The organism is Cryobacterium sp. N21, assembly GCF_002929575.1.
GTDB classification, from domain to species: domain Bacteria; phylum Actinomycetota; class Actinomycetes; order Actinomycetales; family Microbacteriaceae; genus Cryobacterium; species Cryobacterium flavum.
In genome coordinates, this window is the sequence record NZ_PJJQ01000029.1 from 103,256 (window position 1) to 119,971 (window position 16,716).

Consider the following 16,716-nt stretch of genomic DNA (forward strand, 5'->3'; position numbering starts at 1 on the left):
CGGCGGTTTCAAGGCTGGTCCCTCCGTAGACTAGTCGGGTGGTAGCCAGTCAAGTGCATCTCGTGCGTCACGGTGAGGTTTATAACCCCGAACGCGTGCTCTACGGACGGCTGCCGAACTACCGGCTCTCCGAGCTGGGCGTGCTCATGGCGGCCACCGCCGCCGACGAACTGGTCGAACGCGGCCGCGCGGTCGTGCGCGTCATCGCCTCGCCGCTGCAGCGCGCGCAGGAATCGGCCGCCCCGGTCGCGACAGCTTTTTCGCTGTCGATCGACACCGACGAACGCATCATTGAACCGACCAACGTCTTTGAAGGCAAGCGGATGCGCGGCCAGGGCGGCGCGCTCCGCGACCCGCGCAACTGGCCGGCCCTGATCAACCCCCTGAAGCCGAGCTGGGGCGAACCGTTCCGCGCCGTCTCCGAGCGGATGCTTGCGGCGATCGACGAGGCCTGGAACTCGGTCGACGAGGGCGACGTCGTGCTGGTCAGCCACCAGCTGCCGATCTGGATGGTGCACCGCTCCCTCGCCCATGAGCGGCTCGCCCATGACCCGCGTCAACGCCGCTGCGACCTGTCGAGCATCACCACCCTCTCCTGGCACGGCGATCACTTCGCCGAAACCGCCTACGCCAGCCCGGCACTGGCCCTTCTCGACCCGAGCAACGATGTGGGTGCCGTATGAACCGCCGCAGCCTTCCACTGATCGCACTCGCGGCCGCCGCGTTGCTCCTCGCCGGCTGCTCTTCTGACCCGCTCGCCGACCAGTACCGGGAGGGCTCGAGCAAGGGCTTCATCGCCGGCGACGGCAGCGTCACCGAGATCGCCCTCGCCGATCGCGGTGACGCTATCAACTTCTCCGGCGTGACCGAGACCGGCGAGACCGTGACGAGTGCTGACAAGCTCGGCGAAGTTCTCGTCGTCAACTTTTGGTACGCGAGCTGCGCGCCGTGCCGCGCCGAGGCATCCGACCTGCAAAGCCTGAACGCCCAGTTCGAAAACGACGGGGCAAGCTTTCTCGGCGTCAACGTGCGCGACCAGGCGCCGAACGCCATCGCCTTCAACGACACCTACAGCGTGACCTACCCCTCGGTGCTCGACGTCGATACCGGAGCCATGCAGCTCGCCTTCAGCGGCAGTATCCCGCCCAACGCGGTACCCACCACCCTCGTGCTCGATGCCGAAGGCCGGGTCGCTGCGCGCATTCTCGGCCAGGTCACCTCGCCGTCCATTCTGGAAACCCTGATTCGGGACACGATCGCGGAGACTGGCACGACCGAGTGAACAATCCCTTCGGAGAGATCGTCTTCAGCGGTCAGCTGCTCTTCGCCATTCCCATCGCACTGCTTGCCGGGCTGGTGTCCTTCGCCTCGCCGTGCATTCTGCCGCTCGTACCCGGGTACCTCGCCTATATCGGTGGTTTCACCGATGGACGTACCGGCGCGTCCAAGCGTGACCGGCGCGGCCGCACCCGGCTGCTCGCCGGCGTGGGCCTGTTCGTGCTCGGCTTCACCGTGGTGTTCGTGCTCACCGGAGTCGTGTTCGGTGCCGCCGGGTTCTGGCTCAACTCCTATCGCGACCTGATCACCCGCATTGCCGGTGTCGTGGTCATTTTGCTCGGTCTGGTCTTCGTCGGGCAGTTCGGTGCCATGCAACGCACCATCAAGACCAACTGGCGCCCGAAGATGGGCCTGGCCGGAGCGCCGGTGCTCGGCGCGGTCTTCGCGGTCGGCTGGACGCCGTGCACCGGCCCCACCCTCACCGCCATCAACTCGCTCAGCCTCGGCACCGGATCGCCCTGGCAGGGCGGCCTGCTCGCGCTGTTCTATTCTCTCGGCCTCGGAATTCCGTTCCTATTGATCGCTCTCGGACTCAACTGGGCCACCGGATCGGTCGCATTCCTGAAACGGCATATTCGTGCCATCAACCTGTTCGGCGGGATTCTGCTCGTCGTCATCGGAGTACTCATGGTGAGCGGCATCTGGAACACCTGGCTCCTCGATTTGCAAGGGGTGATTGGCAACTTTGTCCCGGCCATCTGACCACTACGATTCCCGCCCGCAGACACAGGGGCCCGGCGTCGTGCAGCCCAAACTCGGCCTGACCGGCTGGTTGCGCTGGTTCTGGCGTCAGCTCACGAGCATGCGCACCGCGCTGTTCCTGCTGCTGATGCTCGCCATCGCGGCCATTCCAGGGTCGCTCGTGCCGCAGCGTAGCTCCGACCCGAACGGCGTCACCCAGTACTTCGCCGACAACCCCGACCTCGCGCCGAACCTTGACAAGCTGCAGGCCTTCGACGTCTACACGTCGGCCTGGTTCTCGGCGATCTACCTGCTGCTGTTCATCTCGCTCATCGGCTGCGTCATTCCGCGCACCAAGCACCACTTTCAGGCCCTGCGCGCCAAGCCGCCGACCACGCCGGCCCGGCTCTCCCGACTATCGGGTTTCACCGAACGAGACGCGCCGGCGCAAGCGGATGCCGCCACCGCCATCACCCACGCCCGCACGGTCCTGAAATCCAGCGGCTACCGCGTCGCCCGCTTCGATTCCGACACCGAATCATCCGTTTCGGCCGAGCGTGGGTACCTACGGGAAACCGGCAACCTCGTTTTTCACGCGGCGCTCGTGGGCATTCTGGTGACCGTCGGCTTCGGTGGCGGCTACGGCTTCGCCGGCCAGCGCGTGCTGGTTGAAGGCCAGACCTTCGTGAACACCCTGCTCGCCTACGACTCCTTCAACCCTGGGCGCTTCTTCGATGACACCACCCTCGACCCGTACACGCTGAGCCTCGACGACTTCTCGGTCTCCTACGAACAGCAGAACCTGCAGGCCTACGGGCAGCCGATCGACTTCACCGCCGACGTCACTGTCACCCCCAAGGGCGAGGCTCCAGAGCCCGGCGTCGTCAAGGTCAACGGACCGCTGCGCACCAACGGCACCAGTATTTACCTGCTCGGCAACGGGTACGCACCGACCATTCAGGTCACGGCCCCCGACGGCACCGTCGTGTTTTCCGATTCGGTGCCGTTCCTGCCGCAGGACGCCAACCTCACCTCGCTGGGCATCGTGAAGGTTCCCGACGGCCTGGCCGAACAGCTCGGCATGATTGGCTTCTTCTATCCCACCCAGGACAAAGCGGCGTCGGGAGCGAACTTCTCCAGCTACCCCGATCTCGAATATCCGCTGCTGACCCTCAACGTGTACACCGGCGACCTCGGTCTCGATGCCGGTGTGCCGACATCCGTCTATTCGCTCGTCACCGACACTCTGACCCAGCAAACCGGCGGCAAAACCGGAGTTGAATCGATCGAACTCAAGCCGGGCGCCTCAGCCGAGTTGCCGAACGGCCTCGGCACGGTCAGCTTCGTCGACAATGACCCGGCCGCGTCGGCCGCCGGTGACTTCACCAAGTCGGTTTCGCGCTTTGCCAGCTTCGATATCCACTACGACCCGACGCAGATCTGGCTCATCTCCTTCTCCACGCTCGTATTGTTCGGCCTGTTCACCGGGTTGCTCGTGCCGCGCCGCCGAGTCTGGGTGAAGGCAACGACCCGCGCCGACGGCACCGTGCAGCTCGAGTACGCCGGCCTCGCCCGCGGCGACGACCCGGCCCTCGAGGCCGCCGTCACGGCCGTAGCCGACCGGCACCTGAAACTGCTCAACTCCCACCAAACCGTCGCCACCACCCCCGAATCGACTTAGGCTTACATCGTGAATCTGACTGACTCCGCACTGCTCAATTCGTACTCGCTCTACGCGCTGTATTCGGCGATGGCCGTCTACGCCCTCGCCTTCATCGCCTTCGCGATCGACCTGGCCCGCCGGTCCAGTGCCGTCGGTGCGATCGAAGAGGCCGATTCGATCGAAGCGGATGCCGCCTCATCAGCGGGTTCCGCCGCCTCCGTCGGCAGCACCCGAACCCTCGAGCGACCGGCGCTGAAGCGGCCCGTACTGAGCCGGATCAGCGCCCGCATGGACAATGACGCCGCGCTGCCATACGGCCGGTCGTCGAGCCTTCGCGTGGGCGTCGCCCTGACCGTGCTGGCTTGGGCGTTGCACCTCGCGGCCACCATCATGCGAGGCTTCGCCGCTGACCGGGTGCCGTGGGCGAACATGTACGAGTTCGCCATGACCGGAACCCTGCTCATCATGACGGTGTTCCTGATCGTGCTGGTCCGTTCCGACCTGCGTTTTCTCGGAACCTTCGTTACCGGGCTCGTGCTCGTACTGCTCGGCATCGCTGCCCTGCAGTTCTACGTGGAGGTCGCTCCGCTGCCGCCGGCTCTGCAGTCAGCGTGGCTCGTGATCCACGTCTTCGTGGCGTCACTCGGCACCGGAATGTTCGCCTTGGGCTTCGCCCTGTCGGCCGTGCAACTGTTGCAGTCCCGGCGGGAGAACCACGTACTGGAGGGGGCGGCCGCGCCTCGCGGGCCGATCGCATCCGCTCTGCGCCTTCGTTTTCTGGCCACGCTGCCGTCGTCGGCAACGTTGGAGAACCTGGCCTACCGCATCAACATCATCGGCTTCATCCTGTGGACCTTCACCCTCATGGCCGGCTCGATCTGGGCCGAGAAGGCCTGGGGTCGGTACTGGGGCTGGGACACCAAAGAGGTGTGGACGTTCATTATCTGGGTCATCTACGCCGGCTATATTCACGCCCGCGCGACCCGCGGCTGGCGCGGATCACGCTCAGCCTGGCTGGCGATCATCGGTTTCTCCGCCGTCATGTTCAACTTCGGCATCGTCAACGTGTTCTTCAAGGGCCTGCACGCCTATTCGGGCCTGTAGCCGTTAACGACGCGAAAGCGGAAAAACGTTGCTTCGGTCGGTCTGAAGCAACGTTTTTCCGCTTTCGCAGGAAGAATCCCGGGCTACTCGGCGGCGATCAACGCGTGGGTGCGCGCTAAGCGCGCTAGCCACCAGTCGCGGCGCTCGGGGCTGGCCGCGTGCTGCGCCAGCAGCGCGGCATCAGGCACGACCCGGCGCACCGGGACGGCGCCATTGACCGGCAGCAGCGGCTCGGTCGTAACGTCTTCGGCCAGCAACGACGCCGTGCCGAGACCGCAGTCGAAGTAAAGCCCCGGAACGGATGCTGCCAGGTGCGCGCCCATCGACAGTCCGATCGACGTGTCGAGGGCGCTGGAGACGACGACCGGCAGTCCGGTCTGGCCGATGATGGACAGCGCTGCACGGATGCCGCCGAGCGGCTGCGCCTTGATCACCAGAATGTCGGCGGCGCCGGCCCTGGCTACGGCAAGCGGGTCGCCGCTCTTGCGCACGCTCTCGTCGGCGGCGATCGGCACGCTCAGATAGGTCGTGCGGTGACGGATATCGGCGAGCTCCGGCACGGTCATGCAGGGCTGCTCGACGTACTCGAGGTCGAAAGCGCTCAGCGCATGAATGGCGTGTTCGGCTTCGTCGACGTTCCACAGCCCGTTCGCATCGATGCGGATGCGCCCCTCAGGGCCGAGCACGCGGCGCACCTCGGCTACCCGGGCGACGTCGTCCGCGAGGGTCTGATCGGGGCTGGCGACTTTGACCTTCGCGGTGCGGCAGCCGGGAAAACGGGCGAGTACCTCGGCCACCTTCTCGGCCGGAACGGCGGGCACGGTGGCGTTGACCGGAATGCTCGTGCGCAGCGCGTGGGGAGTGCCCTGCCAGCCGAAGTCGATCGCGGCCCGCAACCAGTTGGCGGCCTCGGCATCGTCATACTCGACGAATGGCGAGAACTCGGTCCAGCCTTCCGGGCCTTCTAACAGCAGTGCTTCCCGGCTGTCCAACCCGCGAAACCGGTCGAACAGTTTCAGTGAGACGACGTGTGCGGAACCGAGAAGCTCTTCCAGGGGGGGGACCGTGGCATCCAGTAAGGTCATCATGGTTCCAGTGTGTCAGCCTCCGGCTGGATAGACGGCCAGAGCGGGGCGCTAATCCTGTTCGTACAGCTCATCACCGTCGTGATCGTGATCGACACCGTTCGGCTTGACGTTGACCATCGCCACGGCGATGCCGGGCGCGATAAGCAAATAGGCGTCTTCGAACCGGCCTTCACCGCTGTTCACGCGCAACCAGTACGGGAGCCCGGCGCCCAGGGCGCCGTCGATCTCCACCTGGACTGCTTCAATGGAACGGCCGCCGATCGAATACGGTTTGCCGCCATAGACAATGTCGATGCGGTTCATGGTTCGTCCTTCACTGAACTCGATTGTGCAGCCGACGTTTGTGCGCCTCCAGAGCGGGGTTCCGGAACGATCTGCAATCCGGCGGAAGAATTGGCCGTGGCCATGAGTACTTCGATCCAGTCGCGGTTCAGGGTGGGTGAGCGACTGCCGAAGTATTTGTAGGCGATGGGGATGCCGGGGTGCAGCCAGATCGTGCTGCGGCCGTCGCCAGCCTGCGGGTCGTCGCGCCAACTGAAGTAGAACGATTCCCCACGGCGCAGCTTTGCGCCGATGACAACCTGAATATGCGCCAGTACCCGATCGTCGAAGTCCGCGGTGAGGGTGGAGTCGTAGGTCAGCTTTCCCATGTCTCGCTCCTGCTCGCGTGCAATCGGTGCGGTCGGCGCCTTAGTCCCTCAGGTAGTGCTCCAGCCGCGGTACATGCAACAGGGCCAGGGCGCGCTTCTCAATTTGCCGCACCCGCTCCCGAGTTACTCCCTCGATATGGGCGATCTGGTCGAGGGTGCGCGGCTCGTTGCCGTCGAGGCCGAACCGGGCCCTCAGAATGGAACGCTCCCGCGGCGGCAGCGTGTCGAGAAAATAGCGGATGTCTGCCGCCCGCAGGGTCAGAGTGGCGTGTTCGTCGGGCTGGGGGAGGTCATCGTCAATGATGAGCTCGGCCATGTCCCCGGCGCCATCGCCGACGGGGGTGTGCAGGGAGATCGGTTCGTTGTCATATTGCAGCAGTCGAAGCACGTCGCGCACGGGAAGCTGGGCGGCCTCGCCGATTTCGCGTGCTGTGGGGTCGCGGTCGAGCACGCTGGTCAGGTCGCGCCGGATGCGCTTGATCTTGTTGAGTTTCTCGGCGGTGTGCACCGGGATGCGGATCATGCGCGACTTGTCGGCCATGCCCCGGTGAATGGCTTGGCGGATCCACCAGGTGGCGTAGGTAGAGAACTTGTAGCCGGTCATGAAATCGTACTTTTCGACGGCGCGAACGAGCCCCATATTGCCGTCCTGCACGAGGTCCATGATGGGCACACCGCGACCGGAGTAGTGCTTGGCAATGCTCACGACCAAACGCAGGTTGGCCTCGATGAACTGATTCTTGGCACGGCGCCCGTCATGCACGAGCCAGGCGAGTTCGCGCTCGTCGGCCGAATCGCGCGTACCGACACCCTGCAGCAGCCGAGCCTCGGCGAACAGCCCGACCTCGATGCGGCGAGCCAGATCGACTTCCTGCTCGGCGTTGAGCAGGCTCCCCTTGCCTATGCGCCGCAGGTAATCGCCGAAGGCATCCGTTGAGGCGGCGTTGTAATTACCCGGGGAGACGGTGCGACGAGGCGTGGCGGTCGTGGTGCGTGATTCCTGAACGGTGTTTGTCATGGCTCTGTGCCCCCACATTTGCTCGTGCTGCCGTTCGTGCTTTTCATGGCGACCTCCCCGTACTTTCCAAGTCATTAGTACACCCCCGAACGGGGTGGATGACAAGGGGTTGACTTCTTGTTTGGTCCACAGTACCTGAGGTTTTTTCGTCTTCTCAACCCCTAATCTTACGAGTTGCAAAATTTGAGATGTCGGCAGCCTCGCCGCGTAGGCTGACACCATGAGCGAACAGGTGTCCGAACCCTTCTCAGCGGGCTTCCGGGCCGTGACAGCGCACTCGTGAGGGCGCTGCGGGCGCTGGCGCCGGAGCATCCGCTCGACTTTCTGACCGTGTTGCGAGCTGCGCTCGCCGGCAGCGGGCCGGCTGTGCTGCCGGTGCCGGTGGGCAGTGCCGCGGTCACTCTCAGCGACGTGCCGAAGCGAGTCGCCGTAGTCATCGAGACCTCGGGATCGACCGGGGCACCCAAACGCGTCATGCTCGCCACCAACGCCTTGCTCGCCGGCGCCGCTGCCTCGGCCGTTGCCCTTGGCGGAGCCGGCCAGTGGCTGCTCGCCCTACCCGCGCACTACATCGCCGGGGTACAGGTGCTCGTGCGCTCAATTGCATCCGAAACCAGCCCCGTCGTGTTGCCGCCTGGTCACTTCGATCCGCAGCAATTTCGGCGGCTGGCCGAGACCATGACCGAGCCGCTGCGCTACACTGCGCTGGTTCCGGTGCAGCTGGCGCGCCTGCTCGACGCAGCGGATGACCCGGCCCTGTTGGCCGTGCTGCGTCGCTTCACCGCGATTCTGGTCGGCGGGCAGGCGATTCGACCCGATCTGATCGCCCGGGCGGCCGAGCAAGACGTGCGGGTCGTGCGCACCTACGGTTCATCAGAGACCGCTGGAGGCTGCATCTACAACGGTGTGCCGATTGGCGACACCCTCGTGCGGGTCGTGGACGGGCAGCTTGAACTGTCCGGTTCGGTGCTCGCCGAGGGGTACCTCGATGATGACCCGCGCACCACTGACCGGTTTCAGCTGGAGCACGGCGTGCGCTGGTATCGCACCGGCGATCTCGGCGAAATCGTCGACGGACGCGTCACGGTGCTCGGTCGGGCCGACAATGTGATCATTTCCGGCGGGGAAAAGGTGTCCCTGGATGCCGTCGAACGCGTCGTGCGCTCATGCCCGGGTTTCGAACAGGCCGTTGCGATCGGTGTTGACCACGAGAAGTGGGGCCAGGTGCCGGTCGTGGTGGTGGCCGGGGAGGCTGCGGATGATGCCGGGGTGGCGGCATCCGTTGTGGCGGCGCTGGGGCGCGCGGCCAGGCCAGCGCGCATCGTGCGGGTGGCGGAAATTCCGATGCTGACCTCGGGCAAGCCCGACCGCAGAGCGCTGACCGCGCAGCTGCCCGCTTTGCACGTGAGTGGCCAGTAGCATGGGGGCGTGGCACAAGGAGCTCGGCCGGTCAGGCCCAAACAACAACGATTGAACCCCCAGGCGACACTGGCTGGCGCTGATCTTCGCGCTCCAAAGACCGGTAAGGCCGCGGGCAGCGGCAAATCGGGCCACCCGGCGTATAAGAACGGACCGCCCCGCAAGGGGCCGGCGAAGGTGAAGCCGGCGACGGCCTCTGACTGGATCTCCGGTGCCCGCCTGCGCACCCTGCCGCTCGCCATCGCTCCTGTTTTGCTGGGCACCGGCGCCGCCATCGTCGCGAGTGGCCCTGGTGTCTATCACCCGGTGCGTGCGCTCCTCGCGCTCGCCGTGGCCCTGCTGCTGCAGATCGGCGTCAACTACGCCAACGACTACTCCGACGGTATTCGCGGCACCGACGCCTTTCGCGTGGGGCCATCCCGGCTCACCGGCGGCGGTGTCGCCAACCCGCGCACCGTGCTGCGCGTCGCGCTGGTCTGCTTCGGCCTCGCGGCCGTGGCCGGCCTGACGCTCGTCATTCTGACCCAGTACTGGTGGCTGCTGCTGGTGGGAGTCGTCGCCCTCGCCGCCGCCTGGTTCTATACCGGCGGCAAGAAGCCGTACGGCTATCTCGGCCTCGGCGAACTATTCGTGTTCGTCTTCTTCGGCCTCGTCGCCACCGCTGGCACGACCTACGTGCAGGTCGGCGACTTCACCACCGAGAGCGTGCTCGGCGGCGTCGCCATCGGGCTGATCGCCTGCGCCGTGCTCATGGTCAACAACCTGCGCGACATCGTGCCCGACAAGGCCGCCGGCAAGCGCACCCTTGCCGTGCGCATCGGCAGTAGGGCCTCCCGGGTCGTGTTCTGCGTCTTCCTGCTGCTGCCGTTCGTGATCTCCGGACTGTTCAGCCTGGTCTACCCGCTCGGAATCTTCACGTTCTTCGTTCTGCTGCTGGCCCTGCCCGCCTGCCTCATCACCATCACCGCGACGTCGGCAAAGGAACTCATCCTCGCCCTCAAACTGACGAGCCTCGCGGCGCTGGCCTACGGGCTGCTACTGGGACTTGCTTTCGCGTTCTGAGTTGGCCTGCACGGGGTTGGACTGCTGCTCAGCGGCGTTCAACGCCGAGTCCTCGATCTCGGAATCCGGGTTCACCGGCTCCTTGTCGGGGTGCCGCGCTTTGTAGAGGTCGCGCGCAACGCTCTCACGCGATTTGCCGAGCAACAGGTACGACAGGCACAGCCCGATCAAGGCGGCGATTACAGCGGATGCCCAGGGCCAGAATCCCAGAGACAGCAGAATCGCCAGTGGAACGGCAAACATTAAGACGCGCAACACGGAGTAGTACAGCCAGGGGGCCACGGATTTCATGGATCTAGCTTAGAATGCCGCGGCTGAGTGGGCGCACATGTCTCTCACGGTCAAACGGCTTACAATCTAGTTATGCCCAAGCTCTTGATCGGACTAGGACTAGCCCTGGTCATCCTCACCGTCTACACCCTCGTGGAGTGTGCTGTGTTCGACCGCAAGCGCATTCGCGGCTTGCCGCGCTGGGTCTGGATTTTCGTCATCGTGCTGGTGCCGCTGATTGGCCCGCTGCTCTGGCTGCTCGTCGGCCACGGCCGCGCCACCCCGACCACGCGGTCCTTTCGTTCCGTTGCCCCGGATGACGATTTAGAGTTCCTGCGTGGTCTTAACAACGGCGGCAGCGTGAAGACGGACAGCGGCGAGAACCGTCCGTTCAACGAAAAAGACCAGCAAGAGCGCATCCGTCGCATGGAGCAGGACCTCGCGGACCTCGACAAGAACGACCCGACGCCGGGCAAGGGTGGCACCGCTGGTACGGCCGGCGTTGACCCGACGAAGAAGAAGAACGAACCGGGCGAGGGCGAACAGCCTGGCCGTCGGGATGCCTGAGCGGTCCACCCGCAACCCCCGTAGCCCGGCGACCGATTTCAGCGTCGCCCTCCTGAACGAATTCGTTCGGCTCGGCGTGCGTGACCTCGTGCTGTGCCCCGGCGCTCGCTCGCAGGCGCTCGCCCTGGCCGCGGCTGAGCTGGAACGGGCCGGGAGCATCCGCTTGCACGTGCGCACCGACGAACGCAGCGCCGGATTTTTGAGCGTCGGCCTCGCCCTCGAGACCGGTCTGCCCGCCCTCGTCGTGGTGACCTCGGGAACCGCCGTCGCGAACCTGCACCCGGCCGTGCTCGAAGCCCACCATGCCGGAGTGCCGATGATTCTGCTGACGGCCGACCGCCCGGCCGAGCTGCGCGGCATCCGCTCAAACCAGACCACCGTGCAGGCTGGCCTGTTCGGGGTTGCCACCCGGCTGTGCCTCGACGTTCCGGCACCGGTCGGCGAACCCGATGAGGCCACCATCGCCGTGGCGCTCGCCCGGCAGGCGATGGATGCTGCCACCGGCGTTGTCAACGCAGCTCCCGGCCCCGCCCAGCTCAACCTGGCCTTTCGCGAGCCGCTGTCGGCTGCGGTGCCGGTCGGACTGCCGATGATTCCCGCTGGGGCCGCGGCTGAGCCTGCCGCCGGGCCGGACGCGCTGCCCGACGGGCCGGCCATGCTGCTCGCTCCGGGGCCGCGCACCGTGGTCGTGGCCGGCGACGGCGCCGGGCCCGCGGCCGAAGAGCTGGCGCACGCCGGCGGCTGGCCGCTGCTGGCCGAAGTCTCGAGCGGCGCCCGATTCGGGCCGAACCTGATCGTGCACTACCGCGAGCTGCTCGCCGCTGTCGACCTCGGCGGCGAGGTGGAACGGGTGATCGTCTTCGGGCACCCTACCCTCAGCCGGGAGATTCCGGCCCTGATCATGCGCGACGGCGTCGAGACCATCGTCGTCGCCCCGACCGGCCTCGAATGGTACAACCCGGGCCACGCTGCACGCGCCTTCACCCGCTCGGTCGGAGCGGATGCCGCCTGCACTGCGGTCGCACGCACACCGGCCGGCCGCGAATGGCTCGGCCGGTGGGTCAGGACCAGCCGTGCCCTCGCCGAGGCGGCGGCTGGCGAAGGCCGGGTGCCGATCGACAAGCGCGGCATCACCCGTGCCGAACTGGCCGTCTTGCATGCGCCGCTCACCCGGGCGCTGCTCGTCGACGCGGTGTGGCGGGCATCCTGGCCGCATGACCGGCTCGTGCTCGGAGCGTCCCGGCTTATTCGCGAGGCCGACAAGCGCGTGCCAGGCAAGAAGATCACCGTGCGCGCCAACCGGGGTCTGGCTGGCATCGATGGCACCATTGCCACCGCGCTCGGTGTGGCGCTGGCCAGCCAGGCCGAACCGGAACCGCGCTCGGCGGGCGTGACCCGGGCTCTGCTGGGCGACCTCACTTTTCTGCACGACGTCGGATCGCTGCTGCTGGCCCCGGGCGAAGCCGAGCCCCGGCTGCAGGTCATCGTCGGCGTCGATGGTGGCGGCAGCATCTTCGACGGCCTCGAGGTAGCCGCGACGGCTCCCGCTGAGGCGATGGAGCGGGTCTTGTATACCCCGCGGAAGGTGGACCTGAAGTCGCTCGCCGCTGCCTACGGCTGGGACTACGAGTTCGCCGCGACTAGAGCCGACCTGGAGCGCGCCCTCACCGGTGCCCCCACCCGTCCCACGATCCTCGAGGTGCCTCTCCTTCGCTAGCGGCGCCGCTATCTCCACTCTCGCGAGGTTGGGGCGAGTTATCCACAGATTTGTGGCGAGCGGATGCTCAGGCGGCCGCTTGGTACCGTTGAAGACACACGGATGCCGGGAGGACCAGATGACCGATTCGCCCCAGGGGCCTCCGCAGACCGGCGGCCTCCCTGAGTACGCGCCCGGGCAGACACCCGGACAAACACCACACCCACCGACACGTCGTGGCGGCCTCGCTCTGGCGGCGCTCATCGTGGGCATCAGCGCCTTCGTCATCGGCTGGATTCCGATTCTAGGACTGTTGCTGGGTGTCGCTGGCATCATCCTCGGAATCCTGGCAATGCGCAGGCCGGGCGGCAGATCGTTCGGGCTCGCGGGCCTGATCGGATCTTCCCTGGCCGTGCTGGCCAACGTGCTCGTGACCATTGTGGTCGTGGTCGCGCTGGTGAATTCGGGTATCGGCACGGCTGTGCTCACCGATGCCCAGCCCGTCATCACGCCCTGCTATTCCTTCAACGGGCCGGGCGACTTTCTCAGCAACCAATCCGCTGAGAAGACGGATGCCTGTATCACCACCCTGGAACTCTGGGGTGAACGCGATGCCGACGGCGTCATCCACAAGACCGGCGTGGGCAGCATCCTCGGGAGCGTACTGGTGGAGCCGGTGGCGGTGGCCAGCACCGACGACTGGGTGCCCGGCGGCAGCCTCGACGACATGGTCGAGTTTCTGAATCAGAGCTACTTTCCCCAAGCCGGCGAGGTAACGAGCCTGAAAGAAGCCGTCACCCTCGACGGCGTCGACGCCAACCTCACCCGCATGATCAGCACCGCTGAGAACACCCGCACCAAGGCGTTCCTCACCGTCTTCGCCCCGGACATATACCAGTCAGCCGGGGAGCCGGTGAAGTTCTTCCTGATCTCCTTCGTCATTCCCGAAGACAACGGGGAGGAGATCATCGCCGCCGCCATCGATTCCTGGCGCTGGAAGTAGCCGCGAGAGCGGGTGGGCTGCTGCTTCAGGAACTCCGAGGCAACCGTTCACCCGCTTTCAGGCGCCGGCCGGGCGGCCATGAAGGTGGCGGAGGCGGTGAGTCCGCCCGAACCGCGCGGCGTCAACGTTGCGGTGGCATGGCTCGCTTTGGCCAGCTGCGCAACGATGGCAAGGCCGAGTCCGCTGCCGGTGCTGTCGGAGCGGGCCCGCCAGAACCGGTCGAACGCGCGCGAGCACTCCTCGATGCTCAGGCCGGGACCCTCATCGAGCACCTCGAGCTGCACCGTTTCCGTCAGGGGCGCCGCGTGCGAACGACCGGCGCGGTCCGGCCGCGCAGCGGACTTGTTCTCAGTGACGCGGACGACGATCACACTGTTGCCGGGGCTGACCGAGAGGGCGTTGTCGAGGTAGTTGTCGAGAATCTGTTCCGCGGCGGTGGCCACCGCCGACACGAGCGCAGTGGCCGGGCCGTCGAAGCGAATTGTGACCCCGGATTCCTGGGCGAGCGGATGCCATTGCTCGACCCGTTCACGAGCAATCTCCGCGAGGTCGACGGCCACGAGTGTCGTCGGTTGACCCTCCGTACGGCTGAGCAGCAACAAGCCTTCGACGATGGTGCCGAGCCGGTCGGCTTCTGCTTCGGCGGCGGCCAGACGATCAGATGCCCCCGCCGGGTCGGTAGCCATCAGACTGCCGGCTCGTTCCAACTTGAGGCGCAGGGCGGTGAGCGGCGTGCGCAGCTGGTGCGAGGCATCCGCCGCGAACCGTCGTTGTTCCTGCAGCAGCGTGTCGAGCCGTTCGGCCATCTCGTTGAAGGAGCGTGAGAGCGACCGAACCTCCGGGGCGCCGCTGGTCTCGTCGGCGCGGGCGCTGAGGTCGCCGTTCGAGAGCCGCCCAGTAGCGTCTTTCAGGAGCTTGAGCCGGCGAGTGACTGAGCTGGAGAAGATGTAGCCGACAATGCCGGCGAGGAGCACCGTCGTCAGGGCAACGATGCCGAGCAGCCGCAGCTGATCGTTGACGGCATCGTTGATCACCTGCTCCGGGTAGGTCAACCGCACCGCGCCGAAGACCCGGTCACCGCTGAATACGGGCACGGTGACGTAGAGCAGCTGGAGTTCAAGCGTGTCGGAGTATCGGCTGCCCGACATGATTTGCCCGCCGAGGGCACCCATGATTTCTGGCCGTGAGGCGTAGTCGTTGCCGATGCTGGACTGGTCATCGTCGCTCGTGGCGATTGCCGTTCCGGCCGGGTTCACGATGACTACTCGGGCGCCGCCGGCTCCGCGATAGGTTCGGGCAAGGGTCGCCAGTGCGGCGTCGTCGGCGGTCACTGCCGATTCCAGGGCCTCTTCGCTGCGCCCGGCGAGCACAAACGCGTCGCGCTCGAGCGAGGTGATGATGCGGTCACGTTCAACGCTGCGCAGGTAGTTGCTCAGCGGTACGTCCTGCACGAGCAGCATGAGGAGCGTGACGGAAATGAAGGCCGCCATGAGCCGCCACTTCATCGGTTCGGCTCGGCGAGGGTCGGCTGCTCAAAACGAAATCCGACACCGCGCACGGACTGGATCCACCGGGGATCGCCCAGTTTTTTACGAATGGCTGCAATGTGGGCGTCGAGCGTTTTGGTCGTTCCGTACCAGTTGGTGTCCCAGACGTCATGCAGGATGTCGGCCCGACGCAGCGCGGCCCCGGGCTCATCGGACAGGTAGACGAGCAGATCGAATTCCTTCGCCGTGAGATGCACGGGCTCGTCGGCGAGGAGTACCCGCTGGGCGCGGGTATCGATGACGAGCGGGCCGAAGCGGCGCTCGGTGGCGGGCGGGGCGTCCGTTTCGGGGCTGGCCGTGCGCCTCGACACCGCGCGAATACGAGCGACCAACTCGCGCATGCCAAACGGTTTGACCACATAGTCGTCGGCACCGATTTCGAGTGCGATCACGCGGTCCATTTCATCGTCGCGGGCGCTCACGACGATGATCGGGGTCTGTTCCTTCGAGCGGATGGCGCGGCACACGTCGGTGCCGTCCATATCCGGCAGGCCAAGGTCGAGCAACACGATGTCTGGGCGAAACGTGGCGAGGGCGGCTAGCCCGGCCCCGCCGGTAGCGACGCGCAAGGTCTCGAAGTTGGCGTAGTTGAGTCCGTCGATCAGACCGTCGGCAACGGCGGCGTCATCCTCGATCACTAGAACTCGCATTACCCTAGTCTGGCGGCCCCGCAGGTCGTGGCCCGCCGAGGCCGGTCCGGGTCGGATTTCTTGGACAAACCTTGGATCTTCGCCGGGCCGGCGTTTACCGACGATTTCGTAGTCTCAAACCATGAAATCAAAAATGATCATGGTGCTCTCGGTCATCGGGGTACTCGGAACGGCCGGCGCGGCGATGGCCGTCAACTCGGACACCCTGACCCTTGCGCCCGTCGGGCTGGTCGGCCAGGCGACCACCGTTCTCAAACCGGTTTCCACGCCGACGACTTCGCCGCTGCCTGCGCCCACCGCGGGTCCGATGGCGGAACCCAGCGGGACTCCGTCGCCAGAGGTGCCGGGACCGGCCGGCTCGAATGCCGGGGCGGAACCAGCCGCGGAATCCTCCGGGGAAGCAACGACCCCGTCACCGGCGGCAGTGCCAGCGCCGAGTGCACCCGTCGACGCGACGTCGGGCGGATCGGGTGCCACCGGGACCTACAACGACGACGACGAGGACGACGCCGGCGGCTCCTCGGAGTACGACGACGACAGCGATGGGGGCAGCGATGACGATGACTAAGCGTCGTCGGCCGGCCCGTCACGCTCGAAACATCACCGGGGCGGCGAGCGCGCTTGCGCTCGTAGGCATGGTCGCCGGATTTCAGATCAGCGCGGCAGCCAGTGACGCGACGCTCAGCACAGCGGGCACCTCGCCGACCGACGTGGCTACGGTCCTGCCGGCGGTGGCGCCCATCGACCCCGCTTCCGCCGCACCGGCCGTGCCGGCACCCGAGCTGGCGGCTCCGGCGCCAGCCCCGGCGGCTCCGGCAGCACCGATCCAGGCAGCCGCAGCGCCAGCAGCCGCAGCGCCCGTCGTGCCGGCTCCCGCGTCGGCACCTCCCGCGTCGGTACCGGCCCCGGCCCCAGCTCCGGCCCCCGTCGCGGCCTCGTCTGGCGGGTCAGGTGGCTGAC

19 protein-coding genes are annotated in these 16,716 nt (G+C 66.4%); 12 read left to right on the plus strand and 7 right to left on the minus strand.

From position 1 onward, the window contains the following. Positions 1-38 precede the first annotated feature (38 nt). From CXY77_RS05525 to ccsB, 5 genes are all read left to right on the plus strand, one after another. Positions 39-683, plus strand: coding sequence for a histidine phosphatase family protein (locus CXY77_RS05525; protein ID WP_092340485.1), 645 nt, complete (start codon positions 39-41; stop codon positions 681-683). Then, complete coding sequence (locus CXY77_RS05530) at positions 680-1,282, plus strand: TlpA disulfide reductase family protein (RefSeq protein ID WP_092340484.1); 603 nt, start codon at positions 680-682, stop codon at positions 1,280-1,282. The genes CXY77_RS05525 and CXY77_RS05530 overlap by 4 nt, the downstream gene beginning before the upstream one ends. After that, positions 1,279-2,040, plus strand: coding sequence for a cytochrome c biogenesis CcdA family protein (locus CXY77_RS05535; RefSeq protein WP_092340483.1), 762 nt, complete (start codon positions 1,279-1,281; stop codon positions 2,038-2,040). The genes CXY77_RS05530 and CXY77_RS05535 overlap by 4 nt, the downstream gene beginning before the upstream one ends. Further along, complete coding sequence (locus CXY77_RS05540; RefSeq protein WP_092340482.1) at positions 2,024-3,700, plus strand: cytochrome c biogenesis protein ResB; 1,677 nt, start codon at positions 2,024-2,026, stop codon at positions 3,698-3,700. The genes CXY77_RS05535 and CXY77_RS05540 overlap by 17 nt, the downstream gene beginning before the upstream one ends. A 69-nt stretch (positions 3,701-3,769) precedes the next feature. Beyond that, positions 3,770-4,786, plus strand: coding sequence for a c-type cytochrome biogenesis protein CcsB (gene ccsB / locus CXY77_RS05545; protein ID WP_092340536.1), 1,017 nt, complete (start codon positions 3,770-3,772; stop codon positions 4,784-4,786). Positions 4,787-4,869: 83 nt separating this feature from the next. On the opposite strand, the gene CXY77_RS05550 is transcribed toward ccsB, so the two are convergent. Genes CXY77_RS05550 through CXY77_RS05565 form a run of 4 tightly spaced genes read right to left on the minus strand, consistent with a single transcriptional unit; the run spans position 4,870 to position 7,542 of the window. Continuing rightward, complete coding sequence (locus CXY77_RS05550) at positions 4,870-5,874, minus strand: o-succinylbenzoate synthase (RefSeq protein ID WP_104088157.1); 1,005 nt, start codon at positions 5,872-5,874, stop codon at positions 4,870-4,872. A gap of 48 nt (positions 5,875-5,922) precedes the next feature. Next, entirely contained in the window at positions 5,923-6,177 is a 255-nt protein-coding gene (locus tag CXY77_RS05555) for a hypothetical protein (RefSeq protein ID WP_104129780.1), read from the minus strand. Continuing rightward, entirely contained in the window at positions 6,174-6,524 is a 351-nt protein-coding gene (locus CXY77_RS05560) for an ATP-dependent DNA ligase (RefSeq protein ID WP_092340480.1), read from the minus strand. The genes CXY77_RS05555 and CXY77_RS05560 overlap by 4 nt, the downstream gene beginning before the upstream one ends. Before the next feature lie 40 nt (positions 6,525-6,564). Then, positions 6,565-7,542 carry an RNA polymerase sigma factor RpoD/SigA gene (locus CXY77_RS05565; protein WP_158252785.1) on the minus strand — a complete coding sequence of 326 codons (978 nt, stop codon included), beginning with the start codon at positions 7,540-7,542 and terminating at the stop codon, positions 6,565-6,567. 279 nt (positions 7,543-7,821) lie between these two features. On the opposite strand from CXY77_RS05565, the gene CXY77_RS05570 reads away from it, so the two are divergent. Together CXY77_RS05570 and CXY77_RS05575 are read left to right on the plus strand one after the other, a co-directional pair. Then, a complete protein-coding gene (locus tag CXY77_RS05570) occupies positions 7,822-8,961 on the plus strand; it encodes an AMP-binding protein (RefSeq protein ID WP_233197252.1) in 1,140 nt (379 codons plus the stop codon). A 69-nt stretch (positions 8,962-9,030) separates the two neighbouring features. Next, on the plus strand, positions 9,031-10,023 hold the full coding sequence (locus CXY77_RS05575; RefSeq protein WP_369827242.1) for a 1,4-dihydroxy-2-naphthoate polyprenyltransferase: 993 nt from the start codon (positions 9,031-9,033) through the stop codon (positions 10,021-10,023). Here CXY77_RS05575 and CXY77_RS05580 read toward each other — a convergent pair. Further along, a complete protein-coding gene (locus tag CXY77_RS05580) occupies positions 9,997-10,314 on the minus strand; it encodes a DUF4229 domain-containing protein (protein WP_092340478.1) in 318 nt (105 codons plus the stop codon). The genes CXY77_RS05575 and CXY77_RS05580 overlap by 27 nt on opposite strands. A 72-nt stretch (positions 10,315-10,386) precedes the next feature. Between CXY77_RS05580 and CXY77_RS05585 the strand changes: the two genes are divergently transcribed. From CXY77_RS05585 to CXY77_RS05595, 3 genes are all read left to right on the plus strand, one after another. Then, positions 10,387-10,860, plus strand: coding sequence for a PLD nuclease N-terminal domain-containing protein (locus CXY77_RS05585; RefSeq protein WP_092340477.1), 474 nt, complete (start codon positions 10,387-10,389; stop codon positions 10,858-10,860). Further along, entirely contained in the window at positions 10,853-12,577 is a 1,725-nt protein-coding gene (gene menD / locus CXY77_RS05590) for a 2-succinyl-5-enolpyruvyl-6-hydroxy-3-cyclohexene-1-carboxylic-acid synthase (RefSeq protein ID WP_104088159.1), read from the plus strand. Before CXY77_RS05585 ends, menD begins: the two co-directional genes overlap by 8 nt. A 118-nt stretch (positions 12,578-12,695) precedes the next feature. Further along, positions 12,696-13,559, plus strand: a complete 864-nt coding sequence (locus CXY77_RS05595) for a DUF4190 domain-containing protein (RefSeq protein ID WP_104088160.1) — start codon at positions 12,696-12,698, stop codon at positions 13,557-13,559. Between the two features lie 47 nt (positions 13,560-13,606). On the opposite strand, the gene CXY77_RS05600 is transcribed toward CXY77_RS05595, so the two are convergent. Both CXY77_RS05600 and CXY77_RS05605 read right to left on the minus strand, forming a co-directional pair. Beyond that, positions 13,607-15,049, minus strand: coding sequence for a HAMP domain-containing sensor histidine kinase (locus CXY77_RS05600; protein ID WP_233197253.1), 1,443 nt, complete (start codon positions 15,047-15,049; stop codon positions 13,607-13,609). An 11-nt stretch (positions 15,050-15,060) separates the two neighbouring features. Continuing rightward, positions 15,061-15,756 (minus strand): response regulator transcription factor, encoded by a 696-nt coding sequence (locus CXY77_RS05605; protein WP_104088163.1) that lies wholly within the window; start codon positions 15,754-15,756, stop codon positions 15,061-15,063. A 121-nt stretch (positions 15,757-15,877) separates the two neighbouring features. On the opposite strand from CXY77_RS05605, the gene CXY77_RS05610 reads away from it, so the two are divergent. Beyond that, the gene (locus CXY77_RS05610; protein ID WP_140425485.1) at positions 15,878-16,324 is read left to right on the plus strand and encodes a hypothetical protein; all 447 of its coding nucleotides are present in this window, start codon (positions 15,878-15,880) and stop codon (positions 16,322-16,324) included. Next, a complete protein-coding gene (locus CXY77_RS20320; RefSeq protein ID WP_199181890.1) occupies positions 16,311-16,715 on the plus strand; it encodes a hypothetical protein in 405 nt (134 codons plus the stop codon). Before CXY77_RS05610 ends, CXY77_RS20320 begins: the two co-directional genes overlap by 14 nt. Position 16,716 lies beyond the last annotated feature (1 nt).

What these genes read in the sequence shown, in the direction of transcription:
- menD (WP_104088159.1), top strand. Translation starts at nt 10,853, where the DNA reads ATGCCTGAGCGGTCCACCCGCAACCCCCGTAGCCCGGCGACCGATTTC.
- CXY77_RS05550 (WP_104088157.1), bottom strand. Translation starts at nt 5,874, where the DNA reads ATGATGACCTTACTGGATGCCACGGTCCCCCCCCTGGAAGAGCTTCTC.
- CXY77_RS05560 (WP_092340480.1), bottom strand. Translation starts at nt 6,524, where the DNA reads ATGGGAAAGCTGACCTACGACTCCACCCTCACCGCGGACTTCGACGAT.
- CXY77_RS05610 (WP_140425485.1), top strand. Translation starts at nt 15,878, where the DNA reads ATGAAATCAAAAATGATCATGGTGCTCTCGGTCATCGGGGTACTCGGA.
- CXY77_RS05565 (WP_158252785.1), bottom strand. Translation starts at nt 7,542, where the DNA reads ATGACAAACACCGTTCAGGAATCACGCACCACGACCGCCACGCCTCGT.
- CXY77_RS05530 (WP_092340484.1), top strand. Translation starts at nt 680, where the DNA reads ATGAACCGCCGCAGCCTTCCACTGATCGCACTCGCGGCCGCCGCGTTG.
- CXY77_RS05585 (WP_092340477.1), top strand. Translation starts at nt 10,387, where the DNA reads ATGCCCAAGCTCTTGATCGGACTAGGACTAGCCCTGGTCATCCTCACC.
- CXY77_RS05595 (WP_104088160.1), top strand. Translation starts at nt 12,696, where the DNA reads ATGACCGATTCGCCCCAGGGGCCTCCGCAGACCGGCGGCCTCCCTGAG.
- CXY77_RS05555 (WP_104129780.1), bottom strand. Translation starts at nt 6,177, where the DNA reads ATGAACCGCATCGACATTGTCTATGGCGGCAAACCGTATTCGATCGGC.
- CXY77_RS20320 (WP_199181890.1), top strand. Translation starts at nt 16,311, where the DNA reads ATGACGATGACTAAGCGTCGTCGGCCGGCCCGTCACGCTCGAAACATC.
- CXY77_RS05605 (WP_104088163.1), bottom strand. Translation starts at nt 15,756, where the DNA reads ATGCGAGTTCTAGTGATCGAGGATGACGCCGCCGTTGCCGACGGTCTG.
- CXY77_RS05600 (WP_233197253.1), bottom strand. Translation starts at nt 15,049, where the DNA reads ATGGCGGCCTTCATTTCCGTCACGCTCCTCATGCTGCTCGTGCAGGAC.
- ccsB (WP_092340536.1), top strand. Translation starts at nt 3,770, where the DNA reads ATGGCCGTCTACGCCCTCGCCTTCATCGCCTTCGCGATCGACCTGGCC.
- CXY77_RS05580 (WP_092340478.1), bottom strand. Translation starts at nt 10,314, where the DNA reads ATGAAATCCGTGGCCCCCTGGCTGTACTACTCCGTGTTGCGCGTCTTA.